This is a genomic window from Nonomuraea maritima (assembly GCF_900100395.1).
Taxonomy (GTDB): Bacteria; Actinomycetota; Actinomycetes; order Streptosporangiales; family Streptosporangiaceae; genus Nonomuraea; species Nonomuraea maritima.
Genome location: NZ_FNFB01000006.1, coordinates 1 through 17,319, shown reverse-complemented (window position 1 = coordinate 17,319; position 17,319 = coordinate 1). Strand labels below are relative to the sequence as shown.

Sequence of the window (17,319 nt, the reverse complement as noted above, 5' to 3'; positions counted from 1 at the left end):
GGGGGCGGGTGCGAGGATGGCGGTGCGGCTGTGCCGCGTCGTCCTCGTCCAGCTTCAGCCTTTCCGAGGCCGACCTGCTGAACGAATGGACCACGCCCGTCGGCTCAGCCGTGTTCGCCGTCCCGCCGGGCTGCCGTCAGGACGGCTGGATCGGCGAGAGCCTGCTGACCTGGCTCTGGTCACGCCGTCCCCGACCCGACCCGGCCCGGACACACGAGCGCAACCACGCGTAGCGCCGTGGACGCCAGTCGCGTCAGAGCTTGGCGAGCCGGTTCACCAGCAGCTCCACCCTGCGTTCTGTGTGCTCCGGCGGCAGCCGGCCCGCTCGGGTGAGGGTGGCCAGCCCGTGCAGGGACGCCCAGAACAGCTCGGTGAACAGCCCCGGGTGGACGCCGTCGCCGGCGACCTCGGTGAGGCTGTCGAGCAGGGCGGCGAAGGCGTCCTTCAGCGGTTGCGGGGTGTCCTCGTGCGCGAAGGCCAGGCCGCCGTCGAGCTCGAACATGGCGTCGTAGACCGCCGGGTTGCGCGCGGCGAAGTCGAGGTAGGTGCCGGCGAGGGCGGCGACCCGGGCGCGAGGGCCGTCAGCGGCCGAGGTCGCCGCCCGCAGCGCCGCGGCCATCTCGGCGGCGCCTTCGAGGGCGACCGCGCCGATGATCTCGCGCTTGCCGCGGAAGTGGCTGTAGAGGACGGGCTGGCTGTATTCGATGCGCTCGGCGAGCCGGCGGGTGGTGACCGCGTCCCAGCCCTGCTGCTCGGCGAGCTCGCGGGCGGTCGCCACGATGAGGCGCTCGCGCTCCGCCCGTTCCCGCTGCTTGCGTTCCTGTACGGACATGAGCTGATCCTAGCATCGCTAGACAAACGAGCGACAGTAGCTCTAGCGTTGCTTCATCAGCTAGCAGCGCTAGATTATGGAGAGGTCGTCATGCTCAACGCACTCGAGGTCTTCACCACCGTGGTCGTCGGCCTGATGGTGGGGGTGGAGTTCTCCGTCGCCTTCGTCATCAACCGGATCCTCGACGCGCTTCCCACCGACAGCAGCCAGCTCGGCCGCGCCCACGGGGGACGGATGCTCGGCGCCGTGATGCCGTTCTGGTACATCGGTTCGCTCGTCCTCGTCGCGATCTGGGCCGTCCTGGGATGGCAGCACCCCGGCAACGTCCTCACCGTCACGGCCGGCGCACTGCTGATCGTCAGCGTGCTCATGTCGGTGCTGCTGCTCGTCCCGATCAACAACCGGAGCAGGACGTGGACCCCCGACAACCGACCGGCCGACTGGCAGCAGCAGATGAACCGCTGGGACCGCCTCCACCACGTCCGCGTCGCCGTCATCGTCGCCGCCTTCGCCCTGCTGGTCACCGCCCTCGCGTGACCCCTCACCGGGGGCGGTCAGGGTGAGCGCCCTCGGCGACGAACCAGGCCGCCACCCGGGCACGCGAGGTACAGGCGAGCTTGGTGAAGATGCCGCGGACGTGTGCCTCCACGGTGCGTTCCGAGAGTCGCAGCCGACTGGCGATCTCCCGGTTGCTGAGTCCCTCGGCGATCAGACCGGCGATCTCGTGCTCGCGCCCGGTGAGCGGTCCGCGTGAGGACGTCCTGATCGCCATGGGCATCGCCGCGGCCTGCGCGACGAGCGGGCGCATACCGAGCCGCAGCGCCGTCCTGTGCGCCGCCGCAAGATGGGCCGCCGCCTCCTCGCGCGGCGCCGTCGTCGGATCTGCCGCATCGAGGAGACGGACCGCGGAAGGCCGGAAACGCGAAAAGGCCCCTATCCTGCGGAACGCAGGGTAGGGGCCGTGTTCGACTAGGCCGACATCTTCTTCTTGAGGTTCTCGTCGAGCGCCGCCAGGAAGTCCTGGGTGGTCAGCCACTCGGCGTCGCCGCCGACCAGGAGCGCGAGGTCCTTGGTCATCTGGCCGCCCTCGACGGTCTCGATGCAGACCTGCTCCAGCTTGTCGGCGAACTCGACCACCGCGGGGGTGTTGTCGAGCTTGCCGCGGTGGGCCAGGCCACGCGTCCACGCGAAGATCGAGGCGATCGGGTTGGTGGAGGTGGGCTTGCCCTGCTGGTGCTGGCGGTAGTGGCGGGTCACGGTGCCGTGCGCCGCCTCGGCCTCGACGGTGCGGCCGTCGGGGGTCATGAGCACGGAGGTCATCAGGCCCAGCGAGCCGAAGCCCTGCGCGACGGTGTCGGACTGGACGTCACCGTCGTAGTTCTTCGCGGCCCAGACGTAGCCGCCCTCCCACTTGAGCGCCGCGGCGACCATGTCGTCGATGAGGCGGTGCTCGTAGGTCAGGCCGGCCTTGTCGAACTCGTCCTTGAACTCGGTCTCGAAGACCTCGGCGAAGATGTCCTTGAAGCGGCCGTCGTACGCCTTGAGGATGGTGTTCTTCGTCGAGAGGTAGACCGGGTAGTTACGGGCGAGTCCGTAACGCATCGACGCGCGGGCGAAGTCGCGGATCGACTCGTCCAGGTTGTACATCGCCATCGCGATGCCGCTGCCGGGGAAGTCGTAGACGTCGAGCTCGATCGGCTCGGAGCCGTCCTTCGGCGTGAAGGTCAGCGTCAGGGTGCCCTCGCCCGGGATCTTCAGGTCGGTGGCGCGGTACTGGTCGCCGAAGGCGTGACGGCCGACGACGATCGGCTTGGTCCAGCCGGGCACGAGCCGCGGCACGTTCGACATGATGATCGGCTCGCGGAAGATGACACCACCGAGGATGTTGCGGATGGTCCCGTTGGGGGACTTCCACATCTTCTTGAGCCCGAACTCCTCGACACGCGCCTCGTCAGGGGTGATGGTGGCGCACTTCACACCGACGCCGTACTTCTTGATGGCGTTCGCGGCGTCGATGGTGACCTGGTCGTCCGTCGCGTCCCGGTGCTCGATGCCGAGGTCGTAGTACTTCAGATCGACGTCGAGGTAGGGAAGGATCAGCTGGTCCTTGATGAACTGCCAGATGATCCGGGTCATCTCGTCGCCGTCGAGCTCGACGACCGGACCCTCCACCTTGATCTTGGGCATGCGAATGTTCCCCTTCAATGAATGGCTGCGTTGAGGCTATCGGACCGTCCGTCACTGGGTGAAAAGGGACAGGATGACCGCCTTCAGCTCGTTGTTGTCGAGCAGCATCGAGGTCAGCACCAGCACGAACCCGAACAGGGACAGCGTGATGGCGTCGATCTTCCTGCTCCGTACGGCGAGCTGGCCGCCGAACCCCGCGAAGCGCAGAGCCGCGGCGACCATGATGACCCCGCCCAGCGCGAACCCGCCCCAGCGCGGGTTCGCCATGATGATCACGACCACACTGACGACCGCACCTGCCAAGACCAGCAGGTACGGCCCCCAGCGCTCGCGTTCGGTCCGTTCGTTCAACGCTCTTCTATCGGCTTCCACTTCTGGTCGGTCTCACCGATGTACTCACTGTCGGGGCGGATCAGCCGGTTGTCGGCGTGCTGCTCGATGACGTGAGCGGTCCAGCCGGACATGCGGCTGATGGAGAAGACCGGCGTGAACAGGTCTGTCGGAATGCCAAGGTAGTGGTAGACGGAGGCCGCGTAAAAGTCGACGTTGGGATAGAGGCCCTTCGTCTCGAAGACGACCTCCTCCATTTCCTTCGACATGCGGTAGTAGGTGTCGTCGCCGCTCGCCTCGGCCAGCTCCGCCGACATGCGGCGAAGGTGGGTGGCGCGCGGGTCCTCGGTCTTGTAGACGCGGTGCCCGAAGCCCATGATCTTCTCGCCTGCGGCGAGCTTGTCGCGTACGGCCTGCGCCACGCCGCCGGCGGGAATCGACTCCAGGGTCTTCATGACCTGCTCGTTCGCCCCGCCGTGCAGCGGGCCCTTGAGGGTGCCGATGGCGGCCACGATGGCGGAGTGCATGTCGGACAGCGTGGCGGCGCACACCCGGGCGGCGAACGTGGAGGCGTTCATCGTGTGGTCGGCGTGCAGCACCAGGCACTCGTCGAAGATCTCGACCTCGCGGGGCGCGGGCGTACGACCGGTGACCTGGAGCAGGAAGTTGGCGGCGATGCTCAGGGAGTCGTCGGCGTCCGGGGCGCTGCCGCCGGTGCGGGCGGCGTGGTAGCGGGCGACCAGGAGCGGCTGCTGCGCGACGAGCCGCGCGGCTTTGCGCAGGTTGGCGTCGTGGGCGGTGGAGTCCTTGTCGGGGTCGTCGGCGCCGGCCAGGGAGACCAGCGAGCGCAGCGCCTCCATGGGTTTCTGCTTCTCGGCGATCTCCGCGATGTTCGCGGAGACGAGCGCGCCCAGTTCGCGTCCGCGCGCCAGCTCGTCGCCGTAGGAGTCAAGCTCGGTACGGGTGGGCAGCTTGCCGCGCTGCAGCAGATGTGCGGTTTCCTCGAACGTCGCTCGACCGGCCAGGTCGTGGATGTCGTATCCCCGGTAGAAGAGGCGACCGGCTTTTCCGTCGATGTCGCTGAGCGCGGTGGACGCCGCTACGACATCGGCCAAACCTTTCGTGGGCTTGTCCGCCATGACTGTTTCCTCCGCTTATCTCCGTCCGAAGTCTACCCGTGAGCAGGCAAAACCGACGGCGGAGGTCCAGACCAATTTCACGCCGGATTCTCCTTTCGGCAAAGGAGATTCCGCATCCCCTCGGTTGGGTAAGCCGGAGCTGTAGTAATAGTTACGGCGGGCTACCTGGGGAGGAACTGCCGTGGAGGGGCCGTTCATACGCATCGAGGACACCGGAGAGGTGGTCCCGCTGCGCCCCGAGATCACGACGGTCGGCAGAGGCCGGGGTGTCGACATCCGGCTCAGCGACCCGAGCGTGTCTCGACTCCATGCCGAGTTCGTCAGACGAGGACCTTACCTGTATGTCGTCGACCTGGGGCTGTCCAGGAACGGCACGCGGGTGAACGGCAGACCGATCGCCAGAAGGGTCCTCGACGACGGCGACGTCGTCTCGTTCGGCGCGGCACGGGGTCGCATCGGTGGAGTCCCCCGAGAGGACTTCACCCCGGAGGTCGAGCTGCGCAGGGCGGCCGCACCCGAGCTGACCAGGCGCGAGGTCGACGTGCTGACCTCGCTCTGCAGGCCGGCGCTGTCCGACGAGGCGTTCGTCGCCCCGGCGACCGCGCGCGAGATCGCCGACGACCTGGTCGTCACCGAGGCCGCGGTCAAGCAGCATCTGCTGCGGCTCTACCAGAAGTTCCGGATTCCCGAGGGCACCAACCGGCGCACCCGGCTGGCCAACGAGGTCGTCGCGCTCGGGCTGGTGCGTCCGACCCCCGTGGTGCCGCCGCAGCGGTCGTCGGGAGCCCCCGCCGACCAGCCCTCACCGGCGGGACGCAGGGCCTCGTAGGGGCGCGGCACCTCAGGGGACGACAGCGACCGGGGCTACGGCGAGGGGTTCCGGCAGCTCAGGAACCCGAGCCCCGGACCGGCCGTCACCGCTCCGCCGGGACACCACCGCGCCGCCGGACACCTCACGGGCGCCAGCGCGCCCGAGAACCCGCGCCACGTGGCAGGGCCTGCTTCCGTACGCGCGGCGGAGCGTGCTGCGACTCCTGAGGGGCCCGCTTCCGTGCGGTGGGACCGGTTCACTGCGAGCGCCCTCGGTCAGGGGCGGGCATCCCATCTCGGGAACGGTCCACAGGGTGGCGTTCGCGGCGTGAGGTGGTTGTGTCAGTCGCGGCGATGACAGAAACTTACCTTCAGATGGAAACATGTGAAGGAAAATGCCGATGAGCGATGAGCTGACCAGACTGGCGATGACGGTGCTCCATCCGGGGTTCGACGGAACCTCGGCCCCCGACTGGGTGCGCCGCGCGCTGGGCGAGGGTCTCGGCGGCGTGGTGCTGTTCGCCCGCAACTCCGTCGGAGAGCCGCTCATGCGGCAGCTCCGCGCCGAGAGCCCCGGCGTGGTCGTCGCCATCGACGAGGAGGGCGGCACCGTCACCCGGCTGGAGGTCGCGACCGGCAGCTCCTTCCCCGGCAACCGCGCGCTCGGCGTGGTGGACGACGTGCGGCTCACCGAGCAGGTCGGCCGGCAGATCGGCAGAATGCTCGCCGAGCTCGACATCACGCTCGACTACGCGCCCTCCGCCGACGTGAACGCCAACCCCGCCAACCCGGTGATCGGCGTCCGGTCGTTCGGGCCCTCCCCCGAGCTGGTCGCCCGGCACACGGTCGCCTACATCGAGGGCTTGCAGGGCGCCGGGGTGGCGGCGTGCGCCAAGCACTTCCCCGGGCACGGCGACACGGTCACCGACTCCCACCTGGCGCTGCCCACCGTGCACGCCTCGCGTGAGCTGCTGGCCGAGCGCGACCTGCCGCCGTTCCGCGCCGCGATCGAGGCGGGGGTGCGCTCGATCATGTCCGGCCACCTGCTCATCCCCGCGCTCGACCCGTCGGTGCCCGCGACGCTGAGCCGTACCGCGATGACCGAGCTCCTCAGGGGTGAGCTCGGCTTCGACGGGATGCTCGTCACCGACGCGATCGAGATGCGGGCGGTGGCCGCCATGTTCAGCCCGGGCGAGATCGTGGTGCGGGCGCTCGGCGCGGGCGTCGACGCGATCTGCGTGGGGCTCGCCACCGAGGACGGCCTGCGCGCGATGCGCGACGCCATCGTGGCGGCGGTGCGCGAGGGCACGCTGCCCGAGGAGCGGCTCGCCGAGGCCGCGGGCCGCGTCATGGCGCTGTCCTCCTGGTACGCCGACCGCGCCGCCCTGCGCGAGCAGGTCCGCGGCGACGTGGACGAGAGCGTCGGCCTGCGGGCCGCCCGAGCGGCGCTGACCACGACCGGCGCGGCCCGCCTCGATCGTGCGCCGCTCGTGGTCGAGGTCAACACCCGGTTCAGCCAGGCCGTCGACCCGGCGACGCCGACCGGCATCACGGCCGCGCTCGCGTCCCTGCTGCCGGAGACCGAACGGGTGCAGCTGGAGCCGGAGGGCGAGCTGCCGTCGTTCGACGAACGGCCGGTCGTGCTCGTGGTCCACGACGCCGCGCGGCACGCGTGGGTGCGCGAGGCCGTCTCCCGGGCCCTTGAGGCCCGCCCGGACGCGATCGTCGTCGACACCGGCATCCCGGCCCCGCCGGAAGGGGCGGCGCACGTCGCCACGCACGGCCTGTCCCGGGTGTCCGCCCTCGCCGCGGCCGAACGGCTCACCCGGTGACGACCGAACCCGCGAACCCCGTCGCTGCCGTACGCGCCGTCCTGCCCTCTCTCACACCGGCCGCGCAGTCGATCGCCCGGATCATCCTCGCCGACCCCGGTGTCGTCGTGCGGAGCACGATCACCGAGTTCAGCGCGGTGTCCGGGACGAGCGAGGCGACGGTCGTCCGCACCGCGCGGGCGCTCGGCTTCACCGGCTACTCGCAGCTGCGGTTCGCGCTGGCCGCGGCGGTGGCCAAGGCTCCCGAACGGCTCGTACCGGGCGATCTCGGGCCGGACGACCCCCTCACCGACGTGATCGCCAAGGTGGCGCGGGCCGAGTCCGAGGCGCTCGCCGACACGGCCGCCCAGCTCGACCCCGTCCAGGTCGCGGACGTCGTGACCGCCATCTCGGAGGCGCGGCGGGTCGACGTGTACGGGGTGGCGGCCTCCGGGCTCGTGGCGACCGACATGTCACACAAACTGCTGAGGATCGGGCTGTCCAGCCATCCGTTCAGCGACGCCCACCTCGCGCTGACCAGCGCCGCGCTGCTCCGCGACGGGGACGTGGCCGTCGCGATCAGCACCGGCGGCGAGACGCCGGACGTGCTCGTCCCCGCCCGCACGGCGGCCGAGCGGGGCGCGCTGGTCGTGGCCATCACCAACAACCCCCGCTCGTCCCTCGCGGCCCTGGCCCATCACACCCTGGTCTCGGCGGGACGCGAGACGGCGTTCCGCCCGGGTGCGCTGGCCAGCCGGATCAGCCAGCTGCTGATCGTCGACTGCATCTTCGTGGGCCTGGCGCAGCGGCGCTACGAGACGGCCGACGCCGCCATCCGCGCCACCCGCCAGGCCATCGACAGTTACCACAACCGCTCCGCGGGGGACGGCATCCGCCGCCAGCCCTGACCCTTTTTCTGGCGCTGCCGGGGAACGATGGTCGGGTGACCACGATCAGGGACGCCTTCTTCGACGTGCTGCGGCACCACGGGCTCACCACGGTGTTCGGGAATCCGGGCTCGACCGAGATCTCGCTGCTCGCCGGGCTGCCGGACGACCTGCGTTTCGTACTCGGCCTGCACGAGGGCTCGGTGGTCGGCATGGCCACCGGCTGGGCGATCGGCGGCGGGCGTCCGGCCCTTGCCGTCCTGCACACCACCGCCGGGCTGGGCAACGCCGTCGGCGCCATCGCCACCGCGCGGGCCAACCGGGTGCCGCTCGTGGTCGTCGTCGGGCAGCAGGACCGCCGCCACCTGGCACTGGAGCCGTTCCTGGCCGGGCGGCTGCACGGGCTGGCGGGCGAGTACCCGGTGCGGGCCGACCATCCCGTACGCCCCCAGGACGTGCCGGGCGCGACGGCGCGGGCCGTGCACGAGGCGACCACGTTCCGCGGCCCGGCCCTCGTCGTGGTGCCGATGGACGATTGGGACGCCCCCTTCGACGGCGTGGAGCCCCTGGCCGCGCCGCGGCGGCTGCTGCGCCCGTCCCTGGTCGCCGACGCCGATCTCGCGCCGCTGGTCGAGCTGCTGGCCGGGGCGCGGTCGCCGGCGCTCGTGGCGGGCGCGGGCTCCGCGTGGGACGCCCTCGTGCCGCTGGCCGAGCGGCTGGGGTGCCCGGTGTTCCAGGAGCCGTTCGGGGCGCGGGCCGGGTTCCCGCAGGACCATCCCCAGTACGCCGGGGTGCTGCCCGCCGACCGGCCCGGGTTGCGGGAGGCGCTCGCGGGCCATGACGTGGTGCTGGCGGTGGGGGCGCCGGTGTTCCGGCAGTACCCGTACACGCCGGGACCGCTGGTGGCGGCCGGGACGGTGGTGGCGCTGGTCACGGACGACCCGGCGGAGGCGCACCGCAGCCCCGCCGACCTGGCGTACCTGGCCTCGCCCGCCGACGTGTGCGACCGCCTGACCGCTCTGCTGCCCGTACGGGAGGAAGGACACGGCCATGAGGACGGCAGCGCGCAGAGCGGTGGGGAGGCGCAGGTCGCGCAGGCGCCTGCGGGTGGGGGGCCGTTGCGGACGGTGCAGGTGCTGCGGGAGCTCGCGGCGCGGTTGCCGCGCGACGCCGCGCTCATCGAGGAGGCCCCGTCCGCCCGGTCCGACCTGCACCGGCTCGTGCCCGCGCGCACCCCGCTCGGGTTCCTGTCGGCGGCCATGGGCGGGCTCGGGTTCGCCCTGCCCGCCGCCGTGGGCCTGCGGATGGCGCTGCCCGGCCGTCCCGTGATCGCCGTCGTCGGCGACGGATCGGCCCTGTACGGCCTGCACGCCCTCTGGAGCGCCGCCCACTACCGAGTGGGCGCCCTTTTTGTCGTGCTTTCCAACGGCCGTTACGCGATCATGGATCGACTGGCCGAGCAACGCGACCACGGGAAGGCCCCGTGGCCGCCGTTCACGGAGGTGAACATGGGCGCGCTGGCCAGGTCTCTCGGCTGCCCGGCCCGGCACGTCGGCACGTACGGCGAGCTGACCGCGGCGCTCGACGAGATCATGCCGACCCTCACCAGCCGCGACGAGCCCCTGCTGCTCGACGTGTCCGTGACCGTGGATCCCTGACCCCCCAAGGAGAACCATGACCTTCCTCGACCCCAAGATCTGGACCGGAATGATCTTCGATGGCGGCTGGACGCACTCGCGCTCCGGCGACTTCCCCGTCATCGAGCCCGCCACCGGCAACGAGCTGGGCCGCGCCGGCGCCGCAGGACCCGACGACGTGACGGCCGCCGCCGCACGGGCGCGCGAGGCGCAGCGGGAGTGGGCCGCCACCCCGTACCAGGAGCGGGCGGCGCCGCTCCGGCGGGCCGGGCGGCTGTTCGAGGAACACGCGCAGGAGATCCAGGACTGGATCGTGCGCGAGTCCGGCGGCGTGCCCGGCAAGGCGGGCTTCGAGACGCACGTGGCCGCGCAGGAGTGCTACGAGGCGGCGGCGCTGGCCTCGCAGCCGCTCGGCGAGGTGTTGCCGACGGCCCACAAGCGGCTCAGCCTGGCGCGCCGGGTGCCGGTCGGGGTGGTCGGCGTGATCGCACCGTTCAACTTCCCGCTGATCCTCGGCATCAGGTCCGTCGCCCCGGCGCTGGCGCTCGGCAACGCGGTCGTGTTCAAGCCCGACCCGCGCACCGCGGTGTGCGGCGGGTACGCGGTCGCCCGCGTCTTCGAGGAGGCGGGCCTGCCGAGCGGGCTGCTGCACGTGCTGCCCGGCGGCGCGGACGCGGGCCAGGCCATGGTGAGCGACCCGAACATCCCGGTCATCTCCTTCACCGGCTCCACCGCCGCGGGCCGGGCCGTGGGCGAGCTGGCCGCCCGTTCGCTCAAGCGCGCCCACCTGGAGCTGGGCGGCAACTCGGCCCTCGTGGTCTTCGACGACGCCGACCTGGAGGCGGCCGTGTCGGCGGGCGCGTGGGCGTCGTTCTTCCACCAGGGCCAGATCTGCATGACCACGGGCCGGCACATCGTGCACGAGGCCGTGGCCGAGGAGTACGTCGAGCGCCTGGCCGCCAAGGCCGCCGCGCTGCCGATCGGCGACCCTGCCACCGGCCAGGTGGCGCTCGGCCCGCTCATCGACGAGCGGCAGCGCGACCGCGTGCACCGGCTGGTCACCGACAGCGTGGCGGCCGGGGCCAGGCTCGCGGCGGGCGGCACGTACGAGGGGCTGTTCTACCGGCCCACCGTGCTGGCCGAGGTGCCGGTCGGCGCGCCCGCGTACGCAGAGGAGGTCTTCGGGCCGGTCGCGCCGGTGACGACGTTCGCCACGATGGAGGAGGCCGCCGCTCTCGCGGCGGACTCCGAGTACGGCCTGTCGCTCGGCATCCTGACCCGCGACGTGATGAAGGGCCTGGCCCTGGCCGACCTGGTGCCGACGGGCATCGTGCACATCAACGACCAGACGGTGGACGACGAGGCGGTCGCTCCCTTCGGCGGGATGGGCGCGTCGGGCACGGGCTCCAGGTTCGGCGGCACGGGTGCCAACGTCGACGCCTTCACCGAGACCCAGTGGGTCACCATGCAGGGCGACATCGCCCGTTACCCGTTCTAGCGGACCGCGTGCTCAGGTCTCGAGGTGCTCGGACGGCTCGTGTCCGCACGTGTCGATGACGGCGCCCCCGGTGGGGCCGGTGATCCCGGTCTCGCAGGCCCCACCGTGGCCGGTGTAGTCATTGCAGCCGCACGACTGCATCCCACACGGGCTGCCGAACCAGCTGGGATCGGACGGCGGCTCGATCCCGGCGCGCATCAGCATCGAACGCCCCTCGGCGCGCGCGTTGATGACCTTGAGCGCGGCGCTCTCCAGAGCGCTCTTCTGCTTGGCGGTGAGATCCTGATAAGTGGACATACGGGTAGCTCCTCTGGTGCGTACATCGGGTGACGTGCCGGACGTGCCGGCCCTGTCGCACTTGTGCCCGTTCGCGCCCGATCGGAGCGCCAAGAACCCGCCACGAAAGCATGTGCGACCCGCGCGGGGCCTGGACTCGCGGGTCAGGCCCCGTCCCGGAAGGCGCGGGCGGCCTCCAGGCACGTACGGAAGACGAGCGGCCGCTCGAGGCAGGCGTCGAGGAACCGTTCGAGCGCCAGCATGCGATGCCCGCGCCCGATGACCTGCGGATGGAACGTCAGCACGCACACCCCGCCGGGCTCCTCACGCAGCATGTAGTCGACGTCGTCGAGGAAGTTGCCGAACACCGCGCGTGGATCACGCAGGCCGGGCAGAATCCCGGAGTCGGTACGCAGGTACTCGAAGTGCGGGTAGTCGTCGAGCGACCACGACACCGGCAGCTCCACGAGCGAGGTGGGCTCCCCGAACCGGTACGGCCCGTCGGGATCGGCCACGTCGCCGCGCCTGGCGTAGTAGGGGGCGTAGTCGGTGGCCATCAGGCTCGAGTCGTACTCGATGCCGAGCTCCAGCAGCACCTCGACGGTGGAGGAGGTGAAGTCCCAGCTCGGCGTGCGGTTGCCGCGGGGCTCGTACCCCGTCACCCGCCTGATCGACGCCCGTGCCCGCTCGCCGGCGGCCAGCTCGGCGTCACGGTCGAGCGTGGAGACGGGCTCGTGGACGTACCCGTGCAGGGCGATCTCGTGTCCGGCCTCGGCGATCATGGCGCACTGGGCGGGATAGGTGTCGACGGTGTGCCCGGGGACGAAGAACGTCGCGGTGATGCCGCGTTCGCGCAACGTCCTGAGGATGCGCGGCACCGCGTGCGCCCCGAACTCGCCCCGCGACACGGGGCCAGGGGTGGTCTGGCCACGCGCCTGCCACAGCGAGATGGCGTCGAAGTCGAAGGTCAGGCAGATCGTCGCAGGCATGATGCTCCCGGGCGGACGTCAGGGGGTGCGCGTCGGACGGCCTGGGCGGGCGTCAGGGCTGACGCCCGCCGTCCGGGGGTCAGCCTCGCTGGGCGTGCTCGGCGGCCTCGACGACGTTGGCCAGCAGCAGCGCGCGCGTCATCGGCCCGACACCGCCCGGGTTGGGCGTGAGGAAGCCGGCGACCTCTTCCACGTCGGGCGCGACGTCACCGGCGATCTTGCCGTTGACCCGGGAGACGCCCACGTCGAGGACGGCCGCGCCGGGCTTGACCATGTCGCGCGTGATGAGCCCGGGCACCCCGGCCGCCGCCACCACGATGTCGGCGCGGCGCACGTGGGCGGCGAGGTCCTGCGTGCCGGTGTGGCAGAGGGTCACCGTGGCGTTCTCGCTGCGACGGGTCAGCAGCAGGCCCAGCGAGCGGCCCACCGTGATGCCGCGGCCGACCACGACCACGTCGGCGCCCTTGATCGGCACGCCGTACTCCTGCAGGAGGAGCACGATGCCGTGCGGGGTGCAGGGCAGCGGCGCGTCGACCATGTGGACGAGGCGGCCGAGGTTGACCGGGTGGAGGCCGTCGGCGTCCTTGGCCGGGTCGATGCGCTCCAGCAGCGCCATCGTGTCGAGCTGCTTGGGCAGCGGGAGCTGGACGATGTAGCCGGTGCACTCCGGTGACGCGTTGAGCTCGTCGATCGCCGACTCGACGTCGGCCTGGGTGGCGGTGGCCGGGAGGTCGACGCGGATGGAGGCGATGCCGACCTCGGCGCAGTCGCGGTGCTTGCCCGCGACGTAGATCTGGCTGCCGGGGTCGTCACCCACGAGCACGGTGCCCAGGCCGGGCGTGATGCCGCGTTCCCTGAGCGCGGCCACGCGCTTCGTCAGGTCTGCCTTGATCTTTGCGGCGGTCGCCTTGCCATCGAGTTTCACTGCGCTCATGCGGCAATCCTTCCATGCCTGCTCACGGCCTTCGTACAGACCCTTCGCGTTGCGGCAGGAGGCTACTCGCGCTCCGCGGCGGCGGCCTGGGCGTCGCGGCGTTCGATGATCCGGCGGGTGAACGGGATGACCTCGACGGCGCGGATCCCCAGATAGGAACCGATGAAAGCGACCACCAGAAGCACGAAGGGGCTGGTGGCCAGGCTGTTCATGGTGACGAACGCCTGCAGGATCGCGTCGAGAGCCATTGGGGTACTCCGAGGGGAAGGCGGGCGGGAATGCCTCAGGGTAGCCGGGGCGCAGGAGTGCTCACCGCAAATTCGGATAAATCACCGCATGATCACCTTTTTTGCCATTTATGGCGCGAAAAAGATCAGTGTCGCGGGCGCTTGCTGCCGCGTCACGGCCCGTCCACCGGGCGGAGGTGGCGCAGGGCGCGGGCGGCGGGGCTGCCCGCGTCCGCGGTCATGAAGACCACCTGGTGGTCGTCGTCGGGGACGACGAGCACGTCGCAGTTCACCTTCAGCGGGCCCAGCTCGCGATGCCGGAGGGTCTTGGTCCGGTGCCCCGGCGCGTGCACGGGGTTGGCGGCCCAGAGCGCGACGAACTCCTCGCTCCCGGCCCGCAGCTCGGCCAGCAGCCCACCGAGAGCCCTGTCGCCGGGGTGACGCTCGGCGGCCCGGCGCAGCCGGGAGACCACGACACCGCCGAACTCCTCCCAGCTCGCACCTTCCGCGTAGAACGGCTGCTCGCCGAGGAACCGCCGGCGGGCCAGGTTGGGCTCCGCCCTGAGGTGGTCGCCCAGCAACGCGTCGGCGAGCGGGTTCCAGGCGATGACGTCGTAGCGGGCGTCGGTGACGAAGGCCGCCGTGTCGGGGAGGCGTTCGAGGAGACCGGCCACGTACGGGCGCACCCGCCGCACCGGTCCAGGCGGTGGGGTGTGCGGCGTCCCGGCGAGCTGGAACAGATGCGTGCGCTCGACGAGATCCAGCCGCAGCGCGCCGGTAAGGGCGTCCAGCACGGCCGCGGACGGGCGGGGGCCGCGCGCCTGCTCGAGCCGGGTGTAGTAGTCGGCGGACATGCCGGCCAGCTCGGCGACCTCCTCCCTGCGCAGACCGGGCGTACGGCGACGCCGGCCGGGCGGCAGCCCCAGGTCCTCGGGGCGCAGGCTCTCGCGCCGGTCGCGGAGGAAGCGGGCCAGGTCCTGTTTCGCCATGTATGCACCCTCCGGCTGACAGGGATCGGTTGTCCCTGGTTACGCCCGTCCCGCTGCGGAATCGTCGAGGTATGAACGATGTCGCGACACCGCACGATTCCACCGCCCTGGTCACGGGCGCCAACAAGGGGATCGGCAAGGAGACAGCCAGGCAACTCGCCGACGCGGGCCTGATCGTCCACGTCGGGTCGCGCGACCCTGAGCGGGGACGGCGAGCCGTCGAGGAGATCGGCGGCAGGGCCAGGCTGCTGGTCCTCGACGTCACCGATCCCGAGAGCATCGCGGCGGCGGCTCATCAGGTCGGCGACCTGGACATCCTGGTCAACAACGCCGGGATCATGGCCGAGGACGCACCGGCCCCCGAGTCGGACCTGGACGCCTTCCGGCGTACGTACGAGACGAACGTGTTCGGTGTCGTCGCGGTCACCAACGCCTTCCTGCCGGCGCTGCGCCGTTCCCCGAGGCCGCGGATCGTGAACATCTCCAGCGGCACGGGGTCGCTGGCCTGGAGCACCGATCCGGAGCGGGCGTTCGCGTTCTCGCGCGGCGCCGGGGCCGCCTACCGCTCGTCCAAGACGGCGCTGAACGCGCTCACCGTCTACTACGCGCAGGCGCTCGAGAGCGCGGGGTTCAAGGTCAACGCCCTGGCCCCTGGGCTGCGGCGGACCGACCTCAACGAACGCGCCACGTCCGCCGACGGCGACCCCGCCGAGGCCGCGGCGGGCGCCGTCCGCCTGGCCCTGCTCCCGGACGACGCCCCCACCGGCGGCTTCTTCAGCTGGGACGGAACCACCGTGCCCTGGTAGGGGCAGCGGCTTCAGGGCAGCAAGAGATCAACGGCCACCTCCAGCCGTTCGCGGTAGTCCTCCCGCGATGCGACCTGATGCTTGATGCCGATCGATGCGCTGATCATCGTTTGCGCGACAGGGAGCGCCGCCTCTCGTCCCGACCTGATGGCGATCGCGTCTGTGACCAGCTCCTCGAAACGCCGCCGCAAGGTGTCGATGATCTCCCCGACGAGGTCGGGATTGTCCTCGATGACCATCGCGACATCGCTCGTCAGCGGGCCGATGTAGCGGCCCGCCCACTGGTCGAACGCTTCGACGAGACGCTCCAGAAGGGGCCGGCCGGTGTCGGCCAGGACGTGTTCGACCACTGTGAGGTCGCGATGCAGTGCCTGGCCGACCGCGGCACGGAACAGGGCCTCCTTCGAGGAGAAGAGGAAGTAGAGCCCCGGCCGGGAGATGCGCGCCGCCCGCGCCACCTCCTCCATCGAGGTCTTCCGGTAGCCGAACCGCGCGAACGTGACCATGGCGGAGTCGAGAACCATGGTCCGGCGGTCGGCATCGGCGACTGTCGGCGGCGGGTGACCGACCTCGGAACTGCTCATGAGACGAGCATACGAGCCATAAACGCACTAGACAATTCATGTCCAGTCTGTATAGTCACGGCAATGGCCATACGCAGACTCATCTCCACGCCGTTCACCTCCTCCAGCACCGCGGCCGAGGTGCTGGAGGGCGTCGACCTCGCCGGCGTCCGCGCGATCGTGACCGGAAGTTCCTCCGGGATCGGGGCTGAGACGGCTCGTGTGCTGGCCTCAGCCGGAGCGGAAGTGACGCTGGCGGTCCGGAACACGGGCGCGGGCGACGCCGTCGCCGGGGCGATCGCGAGGTCGACCGGAGGGGTCCGGCCCCGGGTCGTCCGGCTCGACCTCGCCGACATGGCCACCGTCGGGCGATTCGTCGAGGCGTGGAACGGTCCGCTCCATCTGCTGATCAACAACGCGGGCGTGGTCACCGGTGGCCTCGAACGAACGCGTGAGGGCTGGGAGCTGCAGTTCGCGACGAACCATCTCGGCCACTTCGCCCTGTCCGTCGGCCTCCACCACGCCCTGGCCCTGGGAGCGGGCGACCGCGACGGAGCCCGGATCGTCTCGGTCAGTTCGACGGCGCACATGCGTTCCTGCATCGACTTCGACGACCTCCACTTCGAGCGCCGCAGGTACGACCCGCAGATCGCCTACGCCCAGTCGAAGACGGCGAACTCGCTGTTCGCCGTGGAGGCCACCCGCCTTTGGGCGTCCGACGGCATCGTCGCCAACACGGTGAACCCCGGCGGTGTCGCGACGGGGCTGCAGCGGAACTTCACAGCGCGGCAGAAGGCGTCGCTCGACGCGGCCGAGGCCGCCGGAGTCTTCACCTACAAAACGGTCGAGCAGGGAGCCGCCACCAGCGTCGTCGCGGCCGTCGCCCCGGAGTTCGCCCGCTCCGGAGGCCACTACCTCGACGATGCGCAGGAGGCGTACACCGTTCCGAACGACGCCGACCTCGCGCGACACCCGCACGGCGTCAAGGAATGGGCGCTCGATCCCACTGCCGCCGAGCGCCTCTGGACGGTCTCGGCCGACCTGGTGACCGCCTAGGGCGTGTCTGATAATTCGGCGTGCCGGAGCCAGAGCATGAGCGAGGCGATGGTGACACCCGCCAGATAGCGGCTGGCCAGCTTGTCGAAGCGGGTGGCGATAGCACGCCATTGTTTGAGCTTGCCGATGCAGCGCTCGACCACGTTGCGCTGCTTGTAGGTGAGCGCGTCGAAGGCGTGGGGGCGGCCTCCGCGGCTGCCTTTGCGCTTGCGGTTGGCGATCTGGTCCCGTCGTTCGGGGATGACCGCCTTGATCCCGCGCCGGCGCAGGTCGAGCCGGATCTTGCGGCTGGAGTAGCCCTTGTCGCCGATCAGCTGGTCGGGCCGGGTGCGCGGGCGTCCGCCGGCC

General features: G+C 71.1%; 21 protein-coding genes. 9 read left to right on the top strand and 12 right to left on the bottom strand.

Annotation, left to right across the window (positions count from 1 at the left end; all coding sequences use genetic code 11):
* Positions 1–8: 8 nt before the first annotated feature.
* Positions 9–233 carry a hypothetical protein gene (locus BLR04_RS42295; protein ID WP_090763131.1) on the top strand — a complete coding sequence of 75 codons (225 nt, stop codon included), beginning with the start codon at positions 9–11 and terminating at the stop codon, positions 231–233.
* 20 nt (positions 234–253) lie between these two features.
* Here the strand turns inward: BLR04_RS42295 and BLR04_RS12585 are convergent, their stop codons facing one another.
* Positions 254–832: a TetR/AcrR family transcriptional regulator gene (locus BLR04_RS12585; protein WP_090763128.1), complete on the bottom strand. Its 579-nt coding sequence runs from the start codon at positions 830–832 to the stop codon at positions 254–256.
* A 90-nt stretch (positions 833–922) separates the two neighbouring features.
* On the opposite strand from BLR04_RS12585, the gene BLR04_RS12580 reads away from it, so the two are divergent.
* Positions 923–1,369, top strand: a complete 447-nt coding sequence (locus BLR04_RS12580; protein WP_090763125.1) for an anthrone oxygenase family protein — start codon at positions 923–925, stop codon at positions 1,367–1,369.
* Positions 1,370–1,373: 4 nt separating this feature from the next.
* On the opposite strand, the gene BLR04_RS12575 is transcribed toward BLR04_RS12580, so the two are convergent.
* From BLR04_RS12575 to BLR04_RS12560, 4 genes are all read right to left on the bottom strand, one after another.
* Complete coding sequence (locus BLR04_RS12575; RefSeq protein WP_090763122.1) at positions 1,374–1,640, bottom strand: helix-turn-helix domain-containing protein; 267 nt, start codon at positions 1,638–1,640, stop codon at positions 1,374–1,376.
* Positions 1,641–1,801: 161 nt separating this feature from the next.
* Entirely contained in the window at positions 1,802–3,019 is a 1,218-nt protein-coding gene (locus tag BLR04_RS12570; protein ID WP_090763119.1) for an NADP-dependent isocitrate dehydrogenase, read from the bottom strand.
* A gap of 51 nt (positions 3,020–3,070) precedes the next feature.
* The gene (locus tag BLR04_RS12565) at positions 3,071–3,370 is read right to left on the bottom strand and encodes a DUF3017 domain-containing protein (protein WP_176903053.1); all 300 of its coding nucleotides are present in this window, start codon (positions 3,368–3,370) and stop codon (positions 3,071–3,073) included.
* Positions 3,367–4,488 (bottom strand): citrate/2-methylcitrate synthase, encoded by a 1,122-nt coding sequence (locus BLR04_RS12560; RefSeq protein ID WP_090763114.1) that lies wholly within the window; start codon positions 4,486–4,488, stop codon positions 3,367–3,369. The genes BLR04_RS12565 and BLR04_RS12560 overlap by 4 nt, the downstream gene beginning before the upstream one ends.
* Positions 4,489–4,669: 181 nt before the next feature.
* Here BLR04_RS12560 and BLR04_RS12555 point away from each other — a divergent pair, with 181 nt between their 5' ends.
* From BLR04_RS12555 to BLR04_RS12535, 5 genes are all read left to right on the top strand, one after another.
* Complete coding sequence (locus BLR04_RS12555) at positions 4,670–5,317, top strand: FHA domain-containing protein (protein ID WP_090763111.1); 648 nt, start codon at positions 4,670–4,672, stop codon at positions 5,315–5,317.
* Positions 5,318–5,699: 382 nt separating this feature from the next.
* Positions 5,700–7,130, top strand: a complete 1,431-nt coding sequence (locus BLR04_RS12550) for a glycoside hydrolase family 3 protein (RefSeq protein ID WP_090763108.1) — start codon at positions 5,700–5,702, stop codon at positions 7,128–7,130.
* A complete protein-coding gene (locus tag BLR04_RS12545; RefSeq protein WP_090763105.1) occupies positions 7,127–8,017 on the top strand; it encodes a MurR/RpiR family transcriptional regulator in 891 nt (296 codons plus the stop codon). Before BLR04_RS12550 ends, BLR04_RS12545 begins: the two co-directional genes overlap by 4 nt.
* A 35-nt stretch (positions 8,018–8,052) precedes the next feature.
* The gene (locus tag BLR04_RS12540) at positions 8,053–9,654 is read left to right on the top strand and encodes a thiamine pyrophosphate-binding protein (protein WP_090763102.1); all 1,602 of its coding nucleotides are present in this window, start codon (positions 8,053–8,055) and stop codon (positions 9,652–9,654) included.
* A 16-nt stretch (positions 9,655–9,670) separates the two neighbouring features.
* Positions 9,671–11,131, top strand: coding sequence for a benzaldehyde dehydrogenase (locus tag BLR04_RS12535; RefSeq protein ID WP_090763099.1), 1,461 nt, complete (start codon positions 9,671–9,673; stop codon positions 11,129–11,131).
* A gap of 12 nt (positions 11,132–11,143) precedes the next feature.
* Here BLR04_RS12535 and BLR04_RS12530 read toward each other — a convergent pair whose 3' ends face one another.
* The 5 genes from BLR04_RS12530 to BLR04_RS12510 form a co-directional block, all read right to left on the bottom strand.
* Entirely contained in the window at positions 11,144–11,428 is a 285-nt protein-coding gene (locus BLR04_RS12530) for a DUF6422 family protein (protein WP_090763096.1), read from the bottom strand.
* A 143-nt stretch (positions 11,429–11,571) separates the two neighbouring features.
* The gene (locus BLR04_RS12525) at positions 11,572–12,396 is read right to left on the bottom strand and encodes a polysaccharide deacetylase family protein (RefSeq protein ID WP_090763093.1); all 825 of its coding nucleotides are present in this window, start codon (positions 12,394–12,396) and stop codon (positions 11,572–11,574) included.
* 79 nt (positions 12,397–12,475) lie between these two features.
* A complete protein-coding gene (locus BLR04_RS12520; RefSeq protein WP_090763090.1) occupies positions 12,476–13,330 on the bottom strand; it encodes a bifunctional methylenetetrahydrofolate dehydrogenase/methenyltetrahydrofolate cyclohydrolase in 855 nt (284 codons plus the stop codon).
* 62 nt (positions 13,331–13,392) lie between these two features.
* Entirely contained in the window at positions 13,393–13,578 is a 186-nt protein-coding gene (locus BLR04_RS12515; RefSeq protein WP_090763087.1) for a hypothetical protein, read from the bottom strand.
* A 152-nt stretch (positions 13,579–13,730) separates the two neighbouring features.
* Positions 13,731–14,546, bottom strand: a complete 816-nt coding sequence (locus BLR04_RS12510) for a helix-turn-helix transcriptional regulator (protein WP_090763084.1) — start codon at positions 14,544–14,546, stop codon at positions 13,731–13,733.
* 71 nt (positions 14,547–14,617) lie between these two features.
* On the opposite strand from BLR04_RS12510, the gene BLR04_RS12505 reads away from it, so the two are divergent.
* A complete protein-coding gene (locus BLR04_RS12505; protein ID WP_090763079.1) occupies positions 14,618–15,352 on the top strand; it encodes an SDR family oxidoreductase in 735 nt (244 codons plus the stop codon).
* Positions 15,353–15,363: 11 nt separating this feature from the next.
* Here BLR04_RS12505 and BLR04_RS12500 read toward each other — a convergent pair whose 3' ends face one another.
* Positions 15,364–15,858, bottom strand: coding sequence for a TetR/AcrR family transcriptional regulator (locus BLR04_RS12500; RefSeq protein WP_218128858.1), 495 nt, complete (start codon positions 15,856–15,858; stop codon positions 15,364–15,366).
* A 141-nt stretch (positions 15,859–15,999) separates the two neighbouring features.
* On the opposite strand from BLR04_RS12500, the gene BLR04_RS12495 reads away from it, so the two are divergent.
* Positions 16,000–16,971, top strand: a complete 972-nt coding sequence (locus tag BLR04_RS12495; RefSeq protein WP_090763073.1) for an SDR family NAD(P)-dependent oxidoreductase — start codon at positions 16,000–16,002, stop codon at positions 16,969–16,971.
* Here BLR04_RS12495 and BLR04_RS12490 read toward each other — a convergent pair.
* On the bottom strand, positions 16,968–17,319 hold a 352-nt coding region (locus tag BLR04_RS12490), incomplete at its 5' end, for a transposase (protein WP_143022024.1). The genes BLR04_RS12495 and BLR04_RS12490 overlap by 4 nt on opposite strands.